This window comes from Streptomyces sp. NK08204, assembly GCF_020400585.1.
Taxonomy (GTDB): Bacteria; Actinomycetota; Actinomycetes; order Streptomycetales; family Streptomycetaceae; genus Streptomyces.
Genome location: NZ_JAINVF010000005.1, coordinates 414,208 through 434,873 on the forward strand (window position 1 = coordinate 414,208; position 20,666 = coordinate 434,873).

At 73.3% G+C, this 20,666-nt stretch carries 12 protein-coding genes; 5 read left to right on the forward strand and 7 right to left on the reverse strand.

What is annotated here, in order from left to right; all coding sequences use genetic code 11:
• Positions 1 to 13 precede the first annotated feature (13 nt).
• The 4 genes from K7G59_RS11575 to K7G59_RS11590 form a co-directional block, all read right to left on the reverse strand.
• Positions 14 to 1,297 carry a PrsW family intramembrane metalloprotease gene (locus K7G59_RS11575; RefSeq protein WP_225833050.1) on the reverse strand — a complete coding sequence of 428 codons (1,284 nt, stop codon included), beginning with the start codon at positions 1,295 to 1,297 and terminating at the stop codon, positions 14 to 16.
• Between the two features lie 112 nt (positions 1,298 to 1,409).
• Positions 1,410 to 2,267: a tRNA (guanosine(46)-N7)-methyltransferase TrmB gene (gene trmB, locus K7G59_RS11580; protein WP_225833053.1), complete on the reverse strand. Its 858-nt coding sequence runs from the start codon at positions 2,265 to 2,267 to the stop codon at positions 1,410 to 1,412.
• Positions 2,268 to 2,377: 110 nt separating this feature from the next.
• Positions 2,378 to 3,589: an L-2-hydroxyglutarate oxidase gene (gene lhgO, locus K7G59_RS11585; RefSeq protein ID WP_225833057.1), complete on the reverse strand. Its 1,212-nt coding sequence runs from the start codon at positions 3,587 to 3,589 to the stop codon at positions 2,378 to 2,380.
• Positions 3,590 to 3,763: 174 nt separating this feature from the next.
• Positions 3,764 to 5,188 (reverse strand): MFS transporter, encoded by a 1,425-nt coding sequence (locus K7G59_RS11590; RefSeq protein ID WP_225833060.1) that lies wholly within the window; start codon positions 5,186 to 5,188, stop codon positions 3,764 to 3,766.
• Positions 5,189 to 5,943: 755 nt separating this feature from the next.
• Between K7G59_RS11590 and K7G59_RS11595 the strand changes: the two genes are divergently transcribed.
• Positions 5,944 to 8,034 carry an asparagine synthase-related protein gene (locus K7G59_RS11595; RefSeq protein ID WP_225833062.1) on the forward strand — a complete coding sequence of 697 codons (2,091 nt, stop codon included), beginning with the start codon at positions 5,944 to 5,946 and terminating at the stop codon, positions 8,032 to 8,034.
• Positions 8,035 to 8,283: 249 nt separating this feature from the next.
• Positions 8,284 to 11,703: a BTAD domain-containing putative transcriptional regulator gene (locus tag K7G59_RS11600; protein ID WP_225833064.1), complete on the forward strand. Its 3,420-nt coding sequence runs from the start codon at positions 8,284 to 8,286 to the stop codon at positions 11,701 to 11,703.
• Between the two features lie 45 nt (positions 11,704 to 11,748).
• Here K7G59_RS11600 and K7G59_RS11605 read toward each other — a convergent pair whose 3' ends face one another.
• The gene (locus tag K7G59_RS11605; protein ID WP_225833066.1) at positions 11,749 to 13,650 is read right to left on the reverse strand and encodes a sigma-70 family RNA polymerase sigma factor; all 1,902 of its coding nucleotides are present in this window, start codon (positions 13,648 to 13,650) and stop codon (positions 11,749 to 11,751) included.
• A gap of 375 nt (positions 13,651 to 14,025) precedes the next feature.
• Entirely contained in the window at positions 14,026 to 14,793 is a 768-nt protein-coding gene (locus K7G59_RS11610) for a TetR/AcrR family transcriptional regulator (RefSeq protein ID WP_225833068.1), read from the reverse strand.
• Between the two features lie 382 nt (positions 14,794 to 15,175).
• Here K7G59_RS11610 and K7G59_RS11615 point away from each other — a divergent pair, with 382 nt between their 5' ends.
• On the forward strand, positions 15,176 to 16,555 hold the full coding sequence (locus K7G59_RS11615; protein ID WP_225833070.1) for an NAD(P)/FAD-dependent oxidoreductase: 1,380 nt from the start codon (positions 15,176 to 15,178) through the stop codon (positions 16,553 to 16,555).
• Positions 16,556 to 16,686: 131 nt separating this feature from the next.
• Positions 16,687 to 18,354 carry a SpoIIE family protein phosphatase gene (locus K7G59_RS11620; RefSeq protein WP_225833072.1) on the forward strand — a complete coding sequence of 556 codons (1,668 nt, stop codon included), beginning with the start codon at positions 16,687 to 16,689 and terminating at the stop codon, positions 18,352 to 18,354.
• Positions 18,355 to 18,438: 84 nt separating this feature from the next.
• Here the strand turns inward: K7G59_RS11620 and K7G59_RS11625 are convergent, their stop codons facing one another.
• The gene (locus tag K7G59_RS11625; RefSeq protein WP_225833120.1) at positions 18,439 to 19,701 is read right to left on the reverse strand and encodes an MFS transporter; all 1,263 of its coding nucleotides are present in this window, start codon (positions 19,699 to 19,701) and stop codon (positions 18,439 to 18,441) included.
• A 134-nt stretch (positions 19,702 to 19,835) separates the two neighbouring features.
• Between K7G59_RS11625 and K7G59_RS11630 the strand changes: the two genes are divergently transcribed.
• Positions 19,836 to 20,384 (forward strand): MarR family winged helix-turn-helix transcriptional regulator, encoded by a 549-nt coding sequence (locus tag K7G59_RS11630; protein WP_225833074.1) that lies wholly within the window; start codon positions 19,836 to 19,838, stop codon positions 20,382 to 20,384.
• The last annotated feature ends 282 nt before the right edge of the window (positions 20,385 to 20,666 follow it).

The following is a 20,666-nucleotide window of genomic DNA, read 5'->3' on the forward strand; positions in this document are numbered from 1 at the left end:
GCAACCCACCGGGCTACGTCCGATACGGGTTGTACGCGGGGTACGGCACCGCCGGATACCCGTACGGACCCCAGTACACCGGCGCCGGAGCGGAGGCCCTGGCCGCGTACTCCAACGCCGGCCGCGAGACATCCCTGCGCTTCCACAGCTCCGCCAGCAGCTCCCGCTCCCGTACGGCGAAGTCGGGCCCGGCCCGCCCCCGTCGGGCCCGGTGCCGCAGGAACGCCAGCGAGGTGGCGCTGGCCTCGTACTCCGCCACCGCGCGTGCCGCGGGACGTCCCCCCAAGTGCCGCCGGGCGTGGTCGCGGGCCAGCCGCCGCGCCCGCATCGAACCGAGCACGAACGGCTCGGCCGGCCCGAGCCACCCGGTGTACACATACGGCGGCAGCTCCTCCCGCACGGTCCGCAGCTCCCGCTGCCGCGTCCAGATCGCGAGCCAGGTCACCAGCCCGAACGCGGGCATCATGAACGCGCCGTAGACGGCGAAGAACCCGTAATGGCCGAAGGCCGAGGAGCCGTTCCAGAGGGCGTGCACGCCCATCGCGAGCAGCAGCGCGCCGAGCGGGACCAGTACGCGCCGTACGTGCTGCCGGTCGGCGGACCGCGCGGCGAGGCCGAAGCCGATGCCGGTGAGCACGGTGAACAGGGGGTGCGCGAACGGGGACATCACGATGCGCACGAAGAAGGTGGCGGCGGTGACGGAGGCGATGCCGCGGTCGCCGGTGAGCTGGTCCGTCCCGAAGGCCGTGCCGAGGTAGAGGACGTTCTCGGTGAACGCGAACCCGGTGGCGGTGATCCCGGCTATCACCACCCCATCCACGATCCCGGTGAAGTCCCGTCTGCGGAAGACGAAGACCAGCAGCACGGCCGCGGCCTTCGCGGACTCCTCGACGATCGGGGCTATCACGGTGGCGCCGAGCGTGTCGGCGCTCGCGGGATCCGCGGTGGCTATCCACTTCGTCGCGAAGCTGTTGGCGACGATGGCGATCAGCGCCGCCGCGCACGCGCCCCAGGCGAACGCGAACAGCAGGTTCCGCCAGGGGCCCGGCTCCACCCGGTCCAGCCAGCAGAAGGCAGCGATGAGCCACGGCACCGGCAGCCCGGCCAGCCCGAGCCCGACGAGGAACCCCTCGGTTCCGGTCTGCCGGCGTACCAGCGCGAGGATGACCAGGCCGGACAGGGCGAGCAGGGTGACCAGCGCCCCGTATCGCACCCAGCCGCGCTGCCACCAGTGCGGGTCGGGGAGCGAGCCGTCGCCGGGGGCGGCGTACGGCGGGTACGGAGGACTGGTGGCCACGGCATCGACCCTAACGGTGGCAGGGCGAGGGACGAGGAGAGCTGGTGCTGGTGCCGTCGTCGGTAGGCGTGCGGTTGTCGCTCGCGGTATTGCTCGCGGTTGTCGGTCGCGGTTATCGGTCGGCGTGCGGCTGTCGGTCCCGGTGCGGTACGCGCCGGAAGATCAGATCGTTCACCACGTGTCCCTTGTCCAGTCCCTGCCCCTCGAAACGGGTCAGCGGCCGGAAGTCGGGGCGTGGCGCGAAACCGCCGTCTGCCTGGGTGTTCTCGAAGTCGGGGTGCGCGGTGAGCACATCGAGCATCTGCTCGGCGTACGGCTCCCAGTCGGTCGCGCAGTGCACGGTCGCCCCGGGCTTGAGCCGGGTCGCGGCGAGCGTCAGGAACTCGGGCTGGATGAGCCGCCGCTTGTGATGCCGCTTCTTGGGCCAGGGGTCCGGGAAGTAGACGCGCAGCCCGTCCAGTGAGTCGGGCCGCAGCATCTCCCTGAGCAGGATGATCGCGTCGCCGTTGGCGACCCGGATGTTGGAAAGCCCGTTCTGCTCGGCGAGGCTGAGGAGGTTTCCCTGCCCCGGGGTGTGGACGTCCACGGCGAGGACGTTGGTGCCGGGGTCCGCGGCGGCCATCTGCGCGGTGGCCTCACCCATGCCGAACCCGATCTCCAGGACGACGGGGTTGGTGTTCCCGAACAGCTGGACGGGGTCGATGGTCTGCTGTCCGTCGATGTCCAGCCCCCACGTGGGCCACAGCCGTTGCAGGGCGTCGGCCTGCCCGGCGGTCACCCGGCTCCGGCGCGGCTGGAAGCTCCGGATGCGCCGCTCGAAGTGCGACCCGGCGGGGTCGGCCTTGGGCCCGTTCGGGAACCGCGGCTCACCTCTGGGCCGGGTGTGCTGGGCGGAGACACCGGGGACGTGGGTGTGAGGCACGGCGGCGACGGGCTGCGGTGCTTCGGGGGTGTTCAGGGAGTCAGACACAGTAAGACCGAGTTTACGGCTGCCGGGACGGCGCCCTGTCAGCGGAGAGACGGGTGGGGGGACGGTTGGGTGAGCAGGGGAAAGGCCGGTGGAAGGGCCGGCGCAAGGGCTCACTGCAGCGAGCCGAGCATGTCCAGCGCCCTGCGCCCCACCTCCCGCCCGATGGGCAGCGAGGCGGTCGCCGCCGGCGACGGCGCGTTCAGCACGTGCACCGCCCGCGCCCCCTGTCTGATCAGGAAGTCGTCCACCAGCGTCCCGTCCTGCAGCACCGCCTGGGCGCGCACTCCGGCAGGGGCCGGCACCAGGTCCTGCGGCTGGACCGCGGGCAGCAGTCTGCGCACCGCCTCCACGAACGCCCGCTTCGACAGTGAGCGGCGCAGCTCACCCGCGCCGTACCGCCAGTGCCGCCGGGCGATCGCCCACGAGCCCGGCCAGGTCACCGTCCCGGCCAGCTCCCGGGGGCGTACGACGCCCCAGCCGTAGCCCTCGCGGGCCAGCGCCGGCACCGCGTTCGGTCCGATGTGCACGCCGCCGTCGATCCCTCTGGTCAGATGCACCCCGAGGAACGGGAACGCCGGATCCGGCACCGGATACACCAGGCCGCGCACCAGCTCCGGCCGCGCCAGCTCGTAGTACTCCCCACGGAACGGCACGATCCGGACCCCGGGCTCGTCCCCGGTCAGCCGGGCCACCTCGTCGCAGTGCAGCCCGGCGCAGTTCACCAGCACGCGCGCGCGTACGACGTCGCCGGCCGAGGTGAGCACGGCCACGCCCCGCTCCGGGCGCCGGTCCACGCGGACGACCCGTGCGCCGTACCGGATCTCGGCCCCGGAGGCCTGCGCGAGCTGCCGGGCGACGCCCACGAAGTCGCACACGCCGGTCGTCCCGACGTGTATGGCCGCGAGTCCCCGTACCTCCGGCTCGTACTCGCCGATCTGCGCGGCGCCCAGCTCCCGCACCGGGATGCCGTTCTCCCGGCCGCGCTGGACGAGTGCGTGCAGCCGGGGCAGTTCCGCCCGCTCGGTGGCGACGATCAGCTTGCCGGTGACGGCGTGTGCGATGCCGTACTCGGCGCAGAACTTCACCATCTCGGCGGCGCCGCGCACCGCGTACCGCGCTTTCAGGGAGCCCGGACGGTAGTAGATCCCGCTGTGGATGACCCCGCTGTTGCGCCCCGTCTGGTGCCGGGCCGGACCCAGCTCCTTCTCCAGCACGGTCACCCGCGTGCCCGGTGCGGCACGCGTGATCGCGTAGGCGGTGGACAGTCCGACGATCCCCCCGCCGACCACCAGCACGTCGCAGTCGTACGCACCCACGCGCATTCGCACCACCTCCCACCTCGATAGTGCACTGCGCCACTGACAACGCCTTCAAACGTGTGGGGTGTCTCTCAGACCGGAGCGTGTGGGGTCTCTCTCACGCCGGAGTGTGCGGGGGTGCCGTTCATGCGGAGGGTGCGGGGGTGCACGCTCATGTCGGAGTGTGCGAGGTGCCGCTCACGCCGGAGCCATCAGCAAGGGCCGGGCCCGCTCCCGGAGCTCCGCCACCCGTGGCTCGTCCCCGTACGGCTCCAACCGGTGCAGAAGGTCCTTGACGTACTCCGTCGTCCGGGCGGACGAGATCCGCCCGGCCACCTCCACGGCCCGCACACCCTGCTCGCAGGCCGCGTCCAGGTTCCCCGACTCCAGTTCGGCGACCGCGGAGACGACCAGCCGCAGCCCGTGCGACCGTACGAACTCCTCCGTCGGCCGCGACAGCGCCTGTTCGGTGAAGCGGCGGACCTGCCGGGGCGCCTTCAGGTCGCGGTAGCACTCGGCCGCGTCCGCGGCGAACCGGTCGTAGGAGTAGAAACCGAGCCAGGACGGGTCGTGGTCACCGTCTCTCGACCGCTCCAGCCACCCCTCCGCCGCCTTCAGCGCGGCGCCGGCCGCCTGCGCGTCGCCCGCGCGCGCGTGTGCGCGGGCCTCGACCAGGCGGAAGAAGCTCATGGTGCGGGCGGTGGCCAGTCCCCGGTTGCGCTCCAGGGCGGCCTGGGCGAGATCGACGCCCTCGTCGCCGAAGCCCCGGTACGTCGCCTGCAGTGACATGGAGGCCAGCACATAGCCTCCGAGGGGGACGTCGGCGGCGGCGCGAGCGAGGCGCAGCGCCTGGATGTAGTACCGCTGTGCGGCCTCCTGCTGGCCGGTGTCGAAGGCCATCCAGCCCGCGAGCCGGGTGAGTTCGGCGGAGGCCCCGAACAGGGCGCGGCCGACCTCGTCGGAGTACGAGCCGAGCAGCAGCGGTGCCGCCTCCACCCTCAAACACTCCGGCACCATGGACGAACGCCAGTCGCCGCCTCCGTACTTGGAGTCCCAGCGCCTGGCGTCCTCGGCAGCCTCCCGCAGCTTGCGGACATCGCTGTGGCCGACTTTGATCGGTGCGCCGGAGCCCTCGGAGGAGTTCGCCTCGCGTGCGACCGAGCTGTCGGCGGGGGTTATCAGCCATCGTGAGGCGGGCGTTGCGTATGCGCTCACCGCGAACGACCCGGCGAGCGACTGCCAGATTCCGCCCGAGCCGGCGCGGCGCCCGGCGAGGTCGAGACGGTACAGCTCCGTCGCCGACTTCACCGCCTGTCCTACGTCTCTGGGGAAGGCCAGCCCCACTTCCGGGGCCGGATCCGCATCTGCCAGGCCGATCTCGTGGAGCGGCACCGGACGGCCGAGTTTCTGGCCGATGGCAGCCGCGATGAGGTGCGGCGCCGCGCCCTGCGGAACCATGCCCTTCGACACCCAGCGCGCCACCGACGTCTTGTCGTAGCGAAGAGTCAACCCGCGTTGTGCGCCGAGGTCGTTGACGCGTCGTGCGAGTCCTGCGTTGCTGATTCCCGCGAGGGCGAGAACGGCGCCGAGCTTTTCGTTCGGCCCGCGTTGCTCCCTGGACATGCGCCACCCCTCGACACAGACGGCTGCCGCGCTGGCATAACCATGCGGCATTCGTAAACCCAGCGTAGTTCGCCGCATCCCAAGCGTTAAGGGGCATTGTTCCGGATGGCGGGATTGTGGTCCGTACGGAAGTACGGTCCTGTACGCACCGTGCACGGCCCCTCGCGGTGTGCCCCGGGGCGTGTGGCCGTGCGCCTGTCCGTGCGCTCTTCTCCGGCCATCTGGAGAGCGGTTCCATGGCGGTGCGTGGGTCGGCCCGCTGTACTGGATCCAGCGGGCTGGGGGACACCGCCACCTTCATCCCCGCGGGTGGCGGACCGGTCCGGGAGGCGCTGCCCGCCTCCCGGACTGTGCGCGTCCGGCATCGCCGCGCGCTCCGCAGCCCTGTACGGAGCGTGCGCAAAGTCCGCCGCCCTCAGCTGATTTGGCCGAAAGCAGACCCCGGTCTGTCGGGTGTGACGAGCGCTCTCACCACGGAACTTGAGGGCGCGAAGGGCGGTTTGGGGGAGCGTATCGGGGCGCATTCGCATCGCCCCCGCTGTCGTCCGCCCGGCTGCCGGGTCGCTCCGGCCCATGCGGCCGACGGCGGACGCTCCGGCGACGTCCCTCGGGATTCGCTCCTGATTTCCCCCGACTTCGCCCCGACTTCCCTCGATCGAAGGCGGTGTCACCGCCCCTCCATGGCGCGTTCTTCATGGCAGCATGGGGACCGGTTCGTACGGTGCACTGGTTGTCCACAGTCCGTGGAGGCGTCGATGCGGTGGTTGGTGGGTTGGAGCAGCACCGCCGCGGGTGCCCACGGATACGCGGACACCGACGGGTACGCGGGTGTCAACGGGTACGACGGCGAGAGCCTGCACCCTGTCGGCTCCCAACTCCTTTGGGGCGACCCCGATCCGCTGTGGGCCGTCGGCGACTGGCGTCCGGACGAGGTGCGCGTGGTGAAGGCCGACGCGGAGAACCGGATCGCCGTCCTCGGCATCTGCGGCGCCTCCGACGAAGAACTGCGCCGCGGCCTGTTCACCGCGCGCGGGGGCGCGCTTCGGCACCTGACGACCTGGCCCGGCAGCTACACGGCCGTCGTCCAGGTCGGCCGCCGCATCACCGTCTGCGGCGATCTCGCGGGCGCCCGCCCGGTGTTCTGCACCCCGTGGGCCGGCGGCACGGCCTACGCCACGGCCGCGCTGCCCCTCGCCGACCTCACCGAGGCCAACCTCGACTTCGGCCACCTGGCGGCCCTGCTCGCCGCTCCTGACGTACCGGCGGCCCTGCGCGACACCACCCCCTACGAGGGGGTACGGCGCATCCCGCCGGGGCACGCGCTGGTCCTGCGCGCTGGGGCGCGCGAGATCACCGGCTACGAGCCGGTCGCCTCCCTCGCGGTGGCCGCGGCCCCCGCCGATCCGCACCACGCCGTGGACGCCGTACGGGACGCCCTGGTGGAGGCCGTCCGGACCCGGCTGTCGGCACCCCGGCACGTGCCCGACCTCGACCCCGGGCCGGTACCCGGCATGGGCCCCGCCGAGCGGCGCGCCGCGCGCGGCATGCCGGTGCCCGGGATCGGCGCCGACCTGTCCGGCGGCCCTGCCTCCGGCACGCTCGCCCTGCTGGCCGCCGGGCTGCCCGGCAGGCCCGGCACGCTGCTCGGCCACGGCACGGGCGCGGGCGAACGGCTGCTCGCCGTCACCTTCAACGACCTCGCCGTCGGCGGCCGGGAGGCCGAGGTGGAACGCGCCGGAACGCTCGCGGCCAACCCGCGCCTGCACCACGTGGTGGTGACCGGCGGCGAGGAGGTGCTGCCCTACGCCGACCTGGACATCCCGCTCACCGACGAGCCCGGCCCCTCGCTCGTGTCCGCCGCGCGACACCGGGCACGGCTCGCCGCGGGCAGCGCCGACCACTTCACCGGGCACGGCGCCCGCCAGGTCCTCGACGCCCACCCCGCGCGCCTCGCCGACCTCCTGATGGACCGCAAACGGCGTCACCTGGTCCGCCCGGTCGCCGCGCTCGCGCGGGCCGACGGCTCGGTGATGGTCCCCGCGCGCGTGTACGGCGCGGCCCGCAGACTGGCCCGCACCCCCTACCGGTCCGGCCTGGAAGTGCTGGCCGAACGGCTGATGCGGCGCCGCTTCGAGGAGCCCAAGGGTGCGGTCGGTGCCTCCCTCGCCGCGCTGACCTGGGCCGGACCCGGGCCGGCGGCGCGCTGGCTGACAGGCGAGGCGCTGGCTGAAGTATCGGTTCTGCTGCAGAGCGCGGCGGACCGCTCCGCGGCAGGCCCCGGCCAACGGCCCGGCGACTACCGCGCGCGTGCCGCGCTCGCCCGGTACGCCGCCGACTGGCGCGTCCTGGAACAGGCCACCGAGATCCGCTCCCAGCGCCTGCACGCGCCCTTCCTCGACAACCAGGTCGTCCGCGCCTGCCGCGCCCTCCCGGAGGCCTTGCGCGTCCGGCCCGGTGCCCGCTCCGCCGTCCTGCGTACGGTCCTGGAGGGCGCCGGCGTCACCGGCCTTCCGCCCGGCTGGGGCGCCCCCTCCCACGCATCCTCGGCCGCGGCCACACGCGCGGGGCTGCGCCTGGCCGCGGACCCGCTGATGGACCTGTTCGCCACGCCCCTCCTGGCGGAGGCCGGCCTGGTCGAGGCCCGCGTGGTGCGCAAGGCCCTCCGCGCGGCAGCGTCCGGCGATCCCCTCCCCCTGGACGGTCTGGCCGACCTGGTCTCGCTCGAACTCTGGCTCAACCGCCTCCTCGCCCGCCGCGGCACCTGCTGGACGGGAACACCGGCACGCGCCCGCGCGGTGCCCTCCGGGATCCAGCCGAGGAGGGGAGCCCTGGCCTCGGGCGCCTGAGAGACGCAGGGCACTGCACCGTTCCTGGGGGCGGTTCCGCAGGCCGTGCAGCGGCCGCGACTGCGGGCAGCCGTGCAGCAAGGGCGGCGGCACCGGTCCGGCGCGCGCGAGTGCAGCCTCCCCGGGCCCGGCCCCAGCCGGCCCGCACACCCCGCACACCCCGTGCATCGCGCGCATCCCCGACATCCCGCACATCCCGCACGGGTAAACCCCGTCGCCCGTCCGCCCAACCCCCGTAACAATGACCAGGTGCGGTACAGAATCCTCGGTGTGACCCAGGCGACCAACGACCAGGGCACCCCCATACCCATAGGCGGCCAACGGCTCCGCACGCTCCTGACCGCCCTCGCGCTGCGCCCCGCCCGCACCACCACCCCCGAAACCCTCATCGACGAGGTCTGGGTGGACGACCCGCCCCAGGACGCCCCCGCCGCGCTCCAGGCCCTCGTCGGCCGCCTCCGCCGCGCCCTCGGCCGCGACGCCATCACCTCCGCCCCCGGCGGCTACCGCCTGGAAGCCACCGAGGACGACGTGGACCTGCACGTCTTCGAGCGCCTCACCCGCACCGGCACCCAGGCCCTCACCGCAGGCGACCCGGCCACCGCGCACCGCACCCTCACCGAGGCCCTCGCCCTCTGGCACGGCGGTCCCGCCCTCGCCGACCTGCCCGACCGCACCGCGGCGACCCGCCCGGAGGCCCTGCGCCTGGAGGCGGTCCGCGCCCGTGCCGCCGCCGCCCTCGAACTGGGCCGCGCCGGGGACGTCGTAGCGGAACTGACCGAGCTGACGGCGGCCCGCCCCTGCGACGAAGCCCTGCACGCCCTCCTCATCCGTGCCCTGCGCGACACCGGCCGCTCCGCCGACGCCCTCGCCGCGTACGAGTCGGCCCGCCGCGTCCTCGCCGACACCTTCGGCACCGACCCGGGCCCGGAACTCCAGGCCCTGCACACGGCGCTGCTGAGGCAGGACGGCGCGGACCTCCAGCAGGGGCCGTCTGCCGCCGCGCCCAGGAACCCGCTCGCCCAGCCGCCCGAGCGCACCGGCAATCTCCGCCCCCGCCTGACGTCGTTCGTCGGCCGGGAACCAGAACTCGAGGCCATTCGTTCCGACTTGCACAGGGCCCGCCTGGTCACGCTCACCGGACCGGGCGGCTCGGGGAAGACCCGCCTCGCCGAGGAGGCCGCCGCCGGGCTCCCGCAGGCATGGCTGGTCGAGCTGGCCCCGCTCGACCGGCCGGAGGCGGTGCCCGGCGCGGTGGTCAGTGCGCTCGGTCTGCGCGAGACCGTGCTGCTGACCAACGACCTGGCGATGCCGCAGACCGACCCCACGGCCATGCTGATAGAGCACTGCGCCCAGCGCAGCCGGCTCCTGATCCTCGACAACTGCGAACACGTCATCGGCGCGGCAGCCGACCTCGCCGAGACCCTCCTCACCCACTGCCCCGGGCTCACCATCCTCGCCACCAGCCGTGAGCCCCTGGGCGTCCCCGGTGAGTCGGTGCGTCCGGTCGAGCCCCTCGTCCCCGAGCAGGCGCACCGTCTCTTCGCGGAGCGCGCGAAGGCCGTCCGTCCCGACGCCGACAGCGTGCTCCGCGACACCGAGGCCGTCGCCGAGATCTGCCGCCGCCTGGACGGCCTGCCGCTCGCCATCGAACTGGCCGCGGCCCGGCTCAGGCTGCTGACCCCGCGGCAGATCGCCGACCGGCTCGACGACCGCTTCCGCCTGCTCACCTCCGGAAGCCGCACGGTCCTGCCCCGCCAGCAGACCCTGCGCGCGGTGGTCGACTGGTCCTGGGAGCTGCTGGACGAGCGGGAGCGGACGGTGCTGCGCGAGGTGTCGGTGTTCGCCGGCGGCTGGGACCTGGCGGCGGCCGAGGCCGTGTGCACCGGCCCGGCGGCGGACCTGATCGGTGCCCTGGTCGACAAGTCCCTCGTCGTCGCCGCCCCGGACGGCACGTACGGCACGGAGGGCTCCGGCGGCATGCGGTACCGGATGCTGGAGACCATCCACGAGTACGCCACCGAGCGCGCGGCCGAGGTCCCCGAGCTGCGCGTGGCGGCCGAGCGCCGGCACCGCGCGTGGGTGCGCGCGCTGGTCGAGGAGGCCGAGCCGCAGCTGCGGTCCGCGGGGCAACTGCCCTGGATCGCCCGCCTGGAGACCGAACTGGACAACATCCGCGCCGCCCTGGACCGCTCGGTCCGCGCCGGCGACGAGGCGGAGGCCGCCGCGATCGTCCTGGCCGTCAGCTGGTTCTGGTGGCTGCGCAACTACCGCCAGGAGGCGGTGGCCTGGGTGCGGCTGGTGCTGCGGCTGGGCATCGCCCTGGACGTGCTGCCCGCGGGAGCGCCCGAGAGCGAGCTGATGGCGCTGGTGGCGTCGGCCGACCCGGTGGCAGCCCTGCTCGCCTCGCCCGACGCCTCGCCCGACGCCTCGCCCGACGCCTCGCCCGACGCCTCGCCCGACGCCTCGTCCGACGCCTCGCCCGACGGCGAGTCCGGGCATCCGCTGCGCGACCGGCGCATGGACCTGCGGATGTTCGACCTGTTCCTGACGGCCGAGTCGAGCGTGGACCATCTCTCGGGCGACGAGCGGGCCCCGGCGTACATCGCGCGCGTGCGGGCCGCCTACGAGCACGGCGGTCCGCGGTCCGCCCGGCTGCCGGGCATCGTCTGGCCGCTGACCTCCTACTATCTGGGCGGTTCGGCGGACGTGGTGCCCGACACGGCCGCAACGGTCGCCAACTGCCGGGCGTACGGAGGGGACTGGGAGATCGGCGTCGCCCTGATGTACCGCACCCACGTCGTCGTCGACTCACCGGGCAACCTGCGGGGCGTGGACGAGGGCCTGGCCGAGCTGCGCACGCTCAGCCGACGCGTCGGGGACCGCTGGATGCGGGCGCAGGTGTGCAGCGCGGCGGGCGAGGCGGCCATGGCCCGCGGCCGGTTCGAGGAGGCCCGTGACGAGTACGAGGAGGCGCTGCGGCTCGCCTACGAGGTGGGCTCCTACGCCGAGACGCCGTTCCTGAAGACGCGGCTCGCCGAGATCGCCTACCGCTCCGGCGACGCGGCGTCGGCGCTGGCCACCCTGGACGAGGCGGGAGCGGCGGCCGACCGGTACGGGCTGGCGGAGGCGCGGGCCTTCGTGCTGCTGGTGCGGACGCACATCGCCCACGAGAAGGGCGATCCGGTCCGTGCCCGCGAGCTGTACGAGCAGACCCGGGCGGCAGCGCGAGGAGGCAACCTGCCGCCACAGTTCACGGCGTCCCTGCGGGGGATCGAGGCGCTCGTCGCGGCGGGCGAGTCGGGTCCCGCGCGCGGGCTGCCGATCGTGGCCGAGGCGCTGCGGGAGGCGGTGGAGCGGCGGTGCGCGGAGTCGGTCACCGCGTGGCTGGTGGACATCGCGGCGGACCTCCTGGCCCGGCTCGGCGATCTGCCGCGCGCGGTCCGGCTCTTCGCCGCCGCCGACCACTGGCGCGGCGGCCGTCCGCGTCCCGAGCCGGAGCGCACCCGTGCCGCCCAGGTGGACGCCGGCGCCCGCGCGGCGCTGACCCCGGAACGGCACGCGGCCGAGTGTGCCCACGGCGCGTCCTTTGATGTGGACGCCGTACTCCGGGAGCTGACGGCGGCGACGGCGGCGACGAGCGCGGCAGCGACCGCGGACCGCTGCTGAGCCTGCCCGAGCCCGCCCGCCTGCCGCTGATCCGGCCGGACGTGGCTACCGGCAGACGAACTTCGCGTCCGCCCAGTCCGCGAACGCGGCCCGGTCGACGGCGTTGCTGTGCGGTTCGACGACGAGCCGTACGGTCTTGTGCCCGGTCAGGTCCACATGGACGGGGACGGCCTGGTCCCGGCCCTTGACCATGCCGGACTGCCACAGCAGGACTCCATCGGCGTAGACGGAGAACACCACCTTGCCGAGCCCGGCAGTCATGTCGTCCACGCCGGCCATCGCGTCGTAGGCGGTGCACTGCCGGTTGAGATCGACGGTGACGGAGGACTCGCCGCGGACGGTCACCCCGCGCGCGTACTGCCTCCCGTCGACGGACATGCCGTGGCGCTGCCACACCCAGCTGCTCTCGCCCATCCGCATCTCGGGCCGGGTGCCGTCACCGTTGACGTCGTAGCGCAGGTCGCTCCACTCGTACTCGGTGGGAGCCGGCGGGGCAGCGGGCGTCGGGGCCGGCTTCGGCGTGGAGGTCGGCTTCGGCGTGGAGGTCGGGGTCGGGGTCGGCGTGGGGGTGGGCCTGGGCCTCGGATCGGGAGCCGGCTCGGGCGTGGCCTTCGGGGGCGGAGTGGGTTTCGGCGTGGGCGCGAACACCACCGGTTTCGGCGGCGCGGGCTTCGGCTTCGGCGGGGCCGGTGCGGGCGTGGACGGCGCGGACCGCACGGCCGACGGGGGCGGCGACGGCTCGGCCACCACCTTCGCCGGGCGGCTGTCGTTCACCAGGGCCATGGCGAGCGCGGCGGCGGCCACCGCCACCACCCCGGCCGCGATACCCGCCTTCACGGGCGCGCCGAGGCCCACCGAGGCGGCGGCCCCGCCCCCCGCGCCCGCCCCGCCGCTCGTGCCGGTCGCCGCAGCGGTTGCACCCGCGACCCCGGCCCCCGCGCTGCCGGCGACGATGCCGAGCGCCTTGGCGTACCCGGCGGCCCCGAACCAGCCGACGACCGCGACCGGGACCACACCGGGGATGCCGCTCGCGACCTCTTCGAGCTGCGCGGCGGCAAGCCGGCACCTGGCGCACTCCTCCAGATGCTTGCGCAGGCCCCGCTCGGCGCGGATGCGCAGCTTGCGGCGGGCGTAGGTGCCGAGCCGGTCGGCGTAGCGGGCGCACTCCTCGTCGTCGGCGAGGGCGGCGCTGACGTGGGCCTGGAGGTAAGCCTGCTTCAGTCCCTCACGGGCCCGGCTGGCCAGGACCCGGGTGCCGTTGGCGTCCAGCCCGAACAGGACGCCCACCTCGCTCGGCGACTCGTCCTCGACCTCGGTGTGCCACAGCACGGCCTGCCAGCGCTCGGGCAGCGAACGGAAGGCCTGCATGGCCATGGACCGCTCGGCCTCGTGCAGGGCGAGCACATCGGCACCCCGGTCCGGTGTGCCGTCGTCGGACGCCTCGGACGCACGCCAGGCCTGCTGGGCGAAGACGGCGAAGTCGTCGACGAGTTGCTCACGCCGGGCGGACCTGATCCAGTGCGCGGCGACCCGTCGCACGGAGGTCAGCAGATAGGCGCGCACGGCGTGCTCGGGCCCGGAGCCGCCGCGCACGGCCTGCAACATCCGGGCGAACACCTCGGCGGTGAGGTCATCGGCGGTGTGCCCGTCCCGGCAGCAGGTGCGCGCGTAGCGCCGGACGGCGTCCGCGTGCCGCCGGTACAGCTCCTCGTACGCGGAGTCGTCACCGGCGCGCATCCGCTCGATCAGCTCACCGTCGGCGGGCGGCATCTCCCGGGGCGGCGGAAGCACGCTGCCGTCCCGCTGGGCGGGCACAGTCCGGTCACCCGGTTCGGCCGGGGCGGGCACATCGGCGCGGTTGCCCTGACCCGGCACCTGCGGCGAGGCCGGCTCATCGGCCTCCGCGTCACCGTCACCGCGCGACTCGTCCCACCCGTCAACGCCCATCGCGGAAAGCCCCCGACACCGGCCCTGCCCAACCCTTCACGGGCTCAGCGTGCCACAGGGGCCTGCGTTCAAGGACCCGATCCACCTCAGCCACTCATACGAGCGGACTTGTCACCACCGGGCCCCTTCCTCACCCGGCAGAACGAACCGCGAGACGCCACGGCCACGGCTCACCGACGAGATCCGCCGGCAGGGAACGCCCAGGGCGAAAAGGCGCTCGCGGAATCCATCCGGACCGGCCGGAACCCGCACCCCGCACGCCCGCACAGGGGCCACCCGCACCCGACCGTGGAAGCTGCACGGGCGGGGCGGGTGCGAAACCCGTCGCCGCGGAAGGCGTGGCCGAGACGGCGCCCCAGGCACGCCCCCGTGGGGCTACGCCGGGCGCGAGCGCAGGCCGTCCAGCAGGATGTCCAGCAGCCGTGCCGACGCCGCGGCCTGCTGCGCCGCATCCGGCAGGGACGGCGCCGCCGTCGCGATCACCAGCAGCACGTCGGAGACGGAGACGTCCGGCCGCAGTTCACCCGCCGCACGCGCCCGGTCCACCAACTGCCCCACCACGTCGAGCAGCGCAGCCGCCCCCGTGTCGTACTCCTCGTCCGTTGCCGAAGGCTCCGGCACCAGCCGCAGCTCTCCCGCCGCCGGCTGCGACCGCTGCAGCGGCACCCGAGCCGCCTCGGCGGAGCCCTGCGCCGCGCTCTCCTCCACGACCCCGACCCGCAGCACCTGCGGCGGCAGCAGTCGCCCCGCCCCCGACGCCACCGACGTCCGCAGGAACCGCGACAGCGCCGACCACGGCTCGTCCTCCTGCCCGAGCGCGGCCCGCGCCTGCTCGGTCAGCCGCGCGGTCTCCTCCTCGGCTATCCGCCGCACCAGCACGTCCTTGCTCGGGAACCGCCGGTACACCGTGCCGACACCGACCCGCGCGCGCCGCGCCACGTCCTCCATCGGCGCGCCGTACCCCAGCTCGCCGAAGACCTCACGTGCCGCCCGCAGCACGTGTTCCAGATTGCGCTGGGCGTCCACCCGGAGCGGCGTCGTACGCGCCCCGTTCGCGCGCCCGTTGCCCGCCGTGGCGCTCACCGCTGCGCCACCGGACGCGACCGCGGCTGCCGATGCCCAATGAGTGTCCTGAACATGCATGTGTTTTTCCCCCGGTAATGACGTCTCCCCCCGGAGACGCTCCCCACTAATCAAACCGGAGTGCGCGGCTGCGGCGCCGGTCAACATGCGGGACCCGCCCGTCGCGGACGCGTTCGACCACCATCCCTACACTCCGTCTGCACACGAACATAGTTGAGGGAGCGTCAATTCAGAAGGGGGAGGTTCCGCACAGTGCGCCCCCCGATCGGAGTACGGGGCGTATACCTCCCGATTGCGCCCCTTCGGTCCCTCACCTGTGGCCCCTCTGACCTGCCCGCTTTCGTCCCGCTCCGCCCCCGTCCCGGCCGCCGCGCGCACCAGGCCCCCGGTCACACAAGTTGCCGGGGCTGTGGACAAACAACAGCGCCGGGTGCGTCATGGGATGGTGAAGGAACGCGCGCGCATTCTCGTTGTCGGCGGCGGCTACGTCGGGATGTACACGGCCCTGCGCCTGCAGCGGAGACTGAAGCGGGAGCTGAAGCGGGGGAGTGTCGAGGTCACCGTCGTCAGTCCTGACGCCTACATGACGTATCAGCCCTTCCTTCCCGAGGCGGCGGCCGGTTCGATCTCTCCCCGGCACGTCGTCGTACCCCTGCGCCGTGTCCTTGGCCGGTGCCGCATCGTCATCGGCGAGGTGACCTCCATCGACCACGCCACGCGCACCGCCGCCCTCACCACCCTCGCCACCGAGGACGAGGGCAGAACCGCCGAGTTGATCGGCTACGACGAACTCGTGCTCGCCCCCGGCTCGGTCTCCCGCACGCTGCCCGTGCCCGGCCTCGCCGAGTACGGCATCGGCTTCAAGACCGTCGAAGAGGCCATCGGACTGCGCAACCACGTGATCGAGCAGATGGACATCGCCTCTTCCACCCGCGACCCCGCGATCCGCGACGCCGCCCTCACCTTCGTGTTCGTCGGCGGCGGCTACGCGGGCGTCGAGGCGCTCGCCGAACTGCAGGACATGGCCCGCTACACCGCGCGCTACTACCACAATGTCCGGCCCGAGGACATGAAATGGATCCTCGTGGAGGCCTCCGACCGCATCCTGCCCGAGGTCGGCGCGGAGATGGGCCGCTACACCGTGACCGAGCTGCGCCGCCGCAACATCCAGGTGCTGCTGGAGACCCGCCTGGAGTCCTGTGCCGACCGCGTCGTCGTCCTCAGCGACGGCCAGCGCTTCCCGACCCGTACGGTCGTGTGGACCGCCGGCGTCAAACCGCACCCGCTGCTCGCCGCCACCGACCTGCCGCTCACCGACCGCGGCAAGCTCAGGTGCACCGCCGAACTCACCGTGGACGGCGCCGAACACGCCTGGGCCGCGGGTGACGCCGCCGCCGTACCCGACGTCACGGCCGCCGAACCCGGCACCGAGACACCGCCCAACGCACAGCACGCGGTCCGCCAGGCCAGGGTCCTCGGCGACAACATCGTCCACGCGCTCCGCGGCGAGCCCCTGGAGACGTACGCGCACAGATACGCGGGCTCGGTCGCCTCCCTGGGCCTGCACAAGGGTGTCGCCCAGGTCTACGGGCGCAGGCTGAAGGGCTACCCTGCCTGGTTCATGCACCGCATGTACCACCTCAGCAGGGTGCCCACCGTCAACCGCAAGGCCCGCGTGCTCGCCGAGTGGACCCTCGCCGGACTCTTCAAACGGGAGATCGTCTCGCTCGGCTCACTCGAACATCCACGAGCGGAGTTCGAACTCGCGGCCGGGGGAAAGCCTCCTCAGAGCCCCTCGGACGACCCGAAGGGGTCGTCCTGACCGAATCCAGGAACTCCGCGGTCCGCTCGGGCGTCTGACGGATGTCGCCGCGGCCCGCACCCTGCCAGACTGCCCCACGACCTTGGACGGGCCACCCGCCCGCCCTCAGCAACCACGAGGCTTTCCCCACTGTGAACTTCACGCGCTGGAGCGCCCGGCTCCCCGGAACGCAGCGCCGCGCCGCAGCGCGGACCGAAACCGCGGTTTCCACGGACCGGCGGGGGGAAGGCTCCGTGCCCGCGGCCCGCGCCGAACAACCGACCGACGGAGCGGTACCGGTACCCGCCGTCGACGACCTGGGCGCGCGTGAGGTCCTCGACCGCGTCCCGGCGCTCGTCGCCCTCGTCCACGGCCCCGAGCACCGCATCGCCTACGTCAACGACGCCTACGTGTCGGCCTTCGGCGCGCGCCCTCCGGGCGCACCCGCCCGCGAGGCCCTCCCGGAACTGGCCGAACTGGGCCTGCTCCCTCTCCTCGACCAGGTGCTGCGCAGTGGCAGGCCCCGCGTCCTGAAGTCCCGCAAGGCCGTGGACGGCCGCTCCTACACCTTCACCTGCACTCCCGTGACCGAGGACCGCGACCGCGACGGCGACGAGGGTGCCGTACTCGTCTTCGCCACCGACGTCACCGACCACGCCGAGGCCGCCGAACGCCTGCGCGCCAGCGAACGCCGCCAGCGCGAGACCGCCGTCACCCTCCAGCGCTCCCTGCTCCCGCAGGAACTGGAACAGCCGGACGACCTGCGCATCGCCGCCACTTACCAGCCCGGCGGCACCGAGGCGGCGGTCGGCGGCGACTGGTACGACGTGATCACCCTCGGCGGCGGGCGCACGGCGCTGGTGATCGGCGACGTGATGGGCAGAGGCGTCCGCGCGGCGGCGGTCATGGGCCAGCTCCGAACGGCCGTACGCGCGTACGCCCGCCTCGACCTGCCCCCGCACGAGGTGCTGCAACTCCTCGACGGCCTCGCCACCGAGATCGACGCCAACCAGATCGCCACCTGCGTCTACGCCATCCACGACCCCAACGAGGGCCGCCTGGTGTACGCCTCCGCCGGGCACCTGCCCATCCTGGTCCGCGACGAGAACGGCACCGTGACGCGCGCCGACGAACCCACCGGCCCGCCGCTCGGCACCGGCGGCTGGGTGCATGCCTCCGGCTCGGTCGCGCTCGGCCCCGGCGCCACCGCCGTCCTCTACACCGACGGCCTGGTCGAGCGCAGGGACGAGGACCTGGACGAGGGGATCGCCGCGCTCGAAGGCGCCCTCGCCGGTGCCACGGGGACCCCGCAGGTCATCTGCGACCGCCTGGTCCGCTCGGCCGGCGTCACCGCCGACCACGACGACGACGTGGCCGTCCTCGTCCTCCAGCACCCCGCCCGTACGGGCCCCGAGGGCGACCTCTTCCGCAATGCCGCACTGGAACTCCTCGGCGGGGTGGAAGCGGCCCCCCGCGCGCGTGCCTTCGCCTCCGGTGTCCTGACCAGCTGGCGCTTCCCCGCCGATCTGCACGACCTCGGCGTCCTCGCCGCCAGCGAGCTGGTCGCCAACTCCCTCCAGCACGGCACCCCGCCCATGCGGCTCCGCCTCCGGCGCACCGACCGCCGCCTGATCATCGAGGTCACCGACGGCGACGACCACCTTCCGCGCCGACGCCGAGCAGAACCGGCCGACGAGTCGGGCAGAGGCATCGCCATCGTGGCCACGATCGCCTCGAACTGGGGATCGCGGAGAACACCGGGGGGCGGAAAGGCGGTGTGGTGCGAGTTCGCGCTGCCGAGGGGCCAGGGAGCGCCGTGAGCGCCGCGGGCCGACAGGGAGTCGGCGGGCGCGGCCCGGTGGGGGCCGCTCGTGCCGTGGTCGGCCCCCGTACCACCGGGTGTCTCACGCCTCCGCAGACACCGGCTCCGCAGCAGCGCCGCCGCGCGAAACCACCCGGCTCCCCGCCGACCATGGCCGATCCTGCAGTGGCGTGAGCCGCTGCCCCAATCGCAGCGCCAGCCCCGTGATGCCCAGCGAGACCAGCAGAAACGTCACGATGTACGGCGCCGGCAGCGACGCCGCAAGCGGCCCGCCCACCGCCGGTCCGACGGCCAACGCCAGCTGCTTGACCAGCGCGAACGCGGAGTTGTACTGCCCGGCCCTGCCCTCCGGTGCCAGATCGGCCACCAGCGGGGCGACCGTCGGCGACAGCATCGCCTCCCCCAGCCCGAACAGGGCGTACGCCGACACGAAGGCGGCCGTCGCCATCTCCTGGCTGCCGTGCCCGAGCCCCGCGTACCCGGCGGCCACCCAGGCCACCGCCCAGAGCAGACCGACCCCGGCGATCACCCGCGAGCGGCGGCGCCGCTCCACGAGCCTCAGCACGGCGAACTGCGCGACCACGATCATCAGCGTGTTCGCGGCCAGCGCCGTCCCCAGCACGGAGGTCGACATCCCGGCTGCCTCGACGCCGTAGGCGCTCAGACCGGACTCGAACTGTCCGTAGCACGCGAAGAACAGCACGAAGCCGAGCGCGCACAGCTGCACCATCGCCCGGTTCCCGAGCAACTGCTTCCAGCTGCCCTTGACCGCACCGGTCGGTGCCTCCTCCATGCGGGGCGCGTGCGGCATCCGCACCGTCGACATCACGACGACCAGCAGCAGGAACATCGCCGCCTCGATCGCGAACAGCAGAGTGAAGGAGGACGCCCGCGTCGTGTCGACGAGGTGGCCGCCTATGAGGCCACCGATGCCCAGCCCCAGGTTCTGCAGGAAGAACTGCATGGCGAACGCCCGCGCCCGGGTGTCCGCCGTCGAGCAGTCCACGATCATCGTCGCCAGCGCGGGCTGCATCACGGCCTGCCCCGCGCCGAGCGCGGCGGCCGACAGCAGTACAGCCGTGGCGTCGCCCGCGAGCCCCAGGCTGAGTGCGCCCAGCGCGGCGGTGACCAGGGCGGCGAGCAGGACCGGCAGCGGGCCGCGCCGCACGATCGCCCGGCCGGCGAACGGCAGCACGATCAGCGCGGCCACGGCGAAGACGGCGAGCACCAGCCCCGCCGTCGTGGCCCCCAGTCCCCGCACCTGCGCCACATAGACGTACAGGTACGGAACCGTGAAACCGAGCCCGAATGCGCTGAGTGCGTTGCCCACGTGGATCCGGCGCATCGCTGCGCCCATCGCCCTGGTCACGTTCACCTCTCTCACTAGTTAGGAGTGAAGACTTCAAAGCTAAAGTTCGAAGCTAAAGAGTACACAGTGAAGGACTTCAAGGCAAAGCGACTCCGTGCGATACTGCGCCCATGGCCGACACTCCAGGCGTCACGGAGCCGCCGCTCGACGAACAGATCGCCGCCTACCAGCGCGAGTTCCGGGACCTCGACCCGCAGGTCGAGAAGATCGTGTCGGCGTTGTCCCGGCTGAACCGCCGGATGAACGTGGCGTACGGCCGCCAGACCTCGGCCCTCGGCATCAGCACCACCGAGTGGGAGGTCCTCAAGGCCCTCGTGCTCTCCGGTGCCCCGTACCGCATGGGCCCGAGCGACCTGGCCAAGCGGCTCGGCCTCACGCCGGCCGCGATGACCCACCGCATCGACCGCATGGTCGCCGAGGGCCTGGTCACCCGGGAGCGCGACGAGACCAACCGCGTCCGGGTGATCGTGGAGCTGACGCCCGAGGGCCGCGAGAAGTGGCTGGAGGCGATGCGCCTTGCGACCGTCTTCGAGGAGGACCTGCTCCAGGACCTCACCCCGGCCGAGCGCACGGTGCTGGGCGAGGTCCTCACCAGGCTCCTGCGCCGCGTGGAGCACGCTCAGCCGGACGCAGGCGGCCGACTGAGCGACCTCGACTGAGGCCGGGAAAAAAGCCTTGACAGGCGGCGGTTGACACACCCTTGCCGGATCCGTACAGTTCTCCGGGTTGCCACGGAGCCGTAACGGTTCTCCGGCAACACTCCGCCGCCTCGAGCGGCACCCCCTCAAGCACAGCACGATCGCCCGTACGGGTTGATTTCGGCATGCCGGAATTCAATTCGAATAGGGACTCGGCGGCCCGGTTGGGAATCGCCGGTCGGATCCGCTAGGGTTTGAGGCGTCGGAACGGCCCAACAGCCGTGAGGACAAGCCCGACTGACT

Bases quoted from the DNA above. Each gene is read 5' to 3' on its own strand.
- lhgO (WP_225833057.1), bottom strand. From the start codon at position 3,589: ATGCGCGTGGGTGCGTACGACTGCGACGTGCTGGTGGTCGGCGGGGGG.
- K7G59_RS11590 (WP_225833060.1), bottom strand. From the start codon at position 5,188: ATGTCCAGGGAGCAACGCGGGCCGAACGAAAAGCTCGGCGCCGTTCTC.
- K7G59_RS11595 (WP_225833062.1), top strand. From the start codon at position 5,944: ATGCGGTGGTTGGTGGGTTGGAGCAGCACCGCCGCGGGTGCCCACGGA.
- K7G59_RS11605 (WP_225833066.1), bottom strand. From the start codon at position 13,650: ATGGGCGTTGACGGGTGGGACGAGTCGCGCGGTGACGGTGACGCGGAG.
- K7G59_RS11610 (WP_225833068.1), bottom strand. From the start codon at position 14,793: ATGCATGTTCAGGACACTCATTGGGCATCGGCAGCCGCGGTCGCGTCC.
- K7G59_RS11615 (WP_225833070.1), top strand. From the start codon at position 15,176: ATGGTGAAGGAACGCGCGCGCATTCTCGTTGTCGGCGGCGGCTACGTC.
- K7G59_RS11625 (WP_225833120.1), bottom strand. From the start codon at position 19,701: ATGCGCCGGATCCACGTGGGCAACGCACTCAGCGCATTCGGGCTCGGT.
- K7G59_RS11630 (WP_225833074.1), top strand. From the start codon at position 19,836: ATGGCCGACACTCCAGGCGTCACGGAGCCGCCGCTCGACGAACAGATC.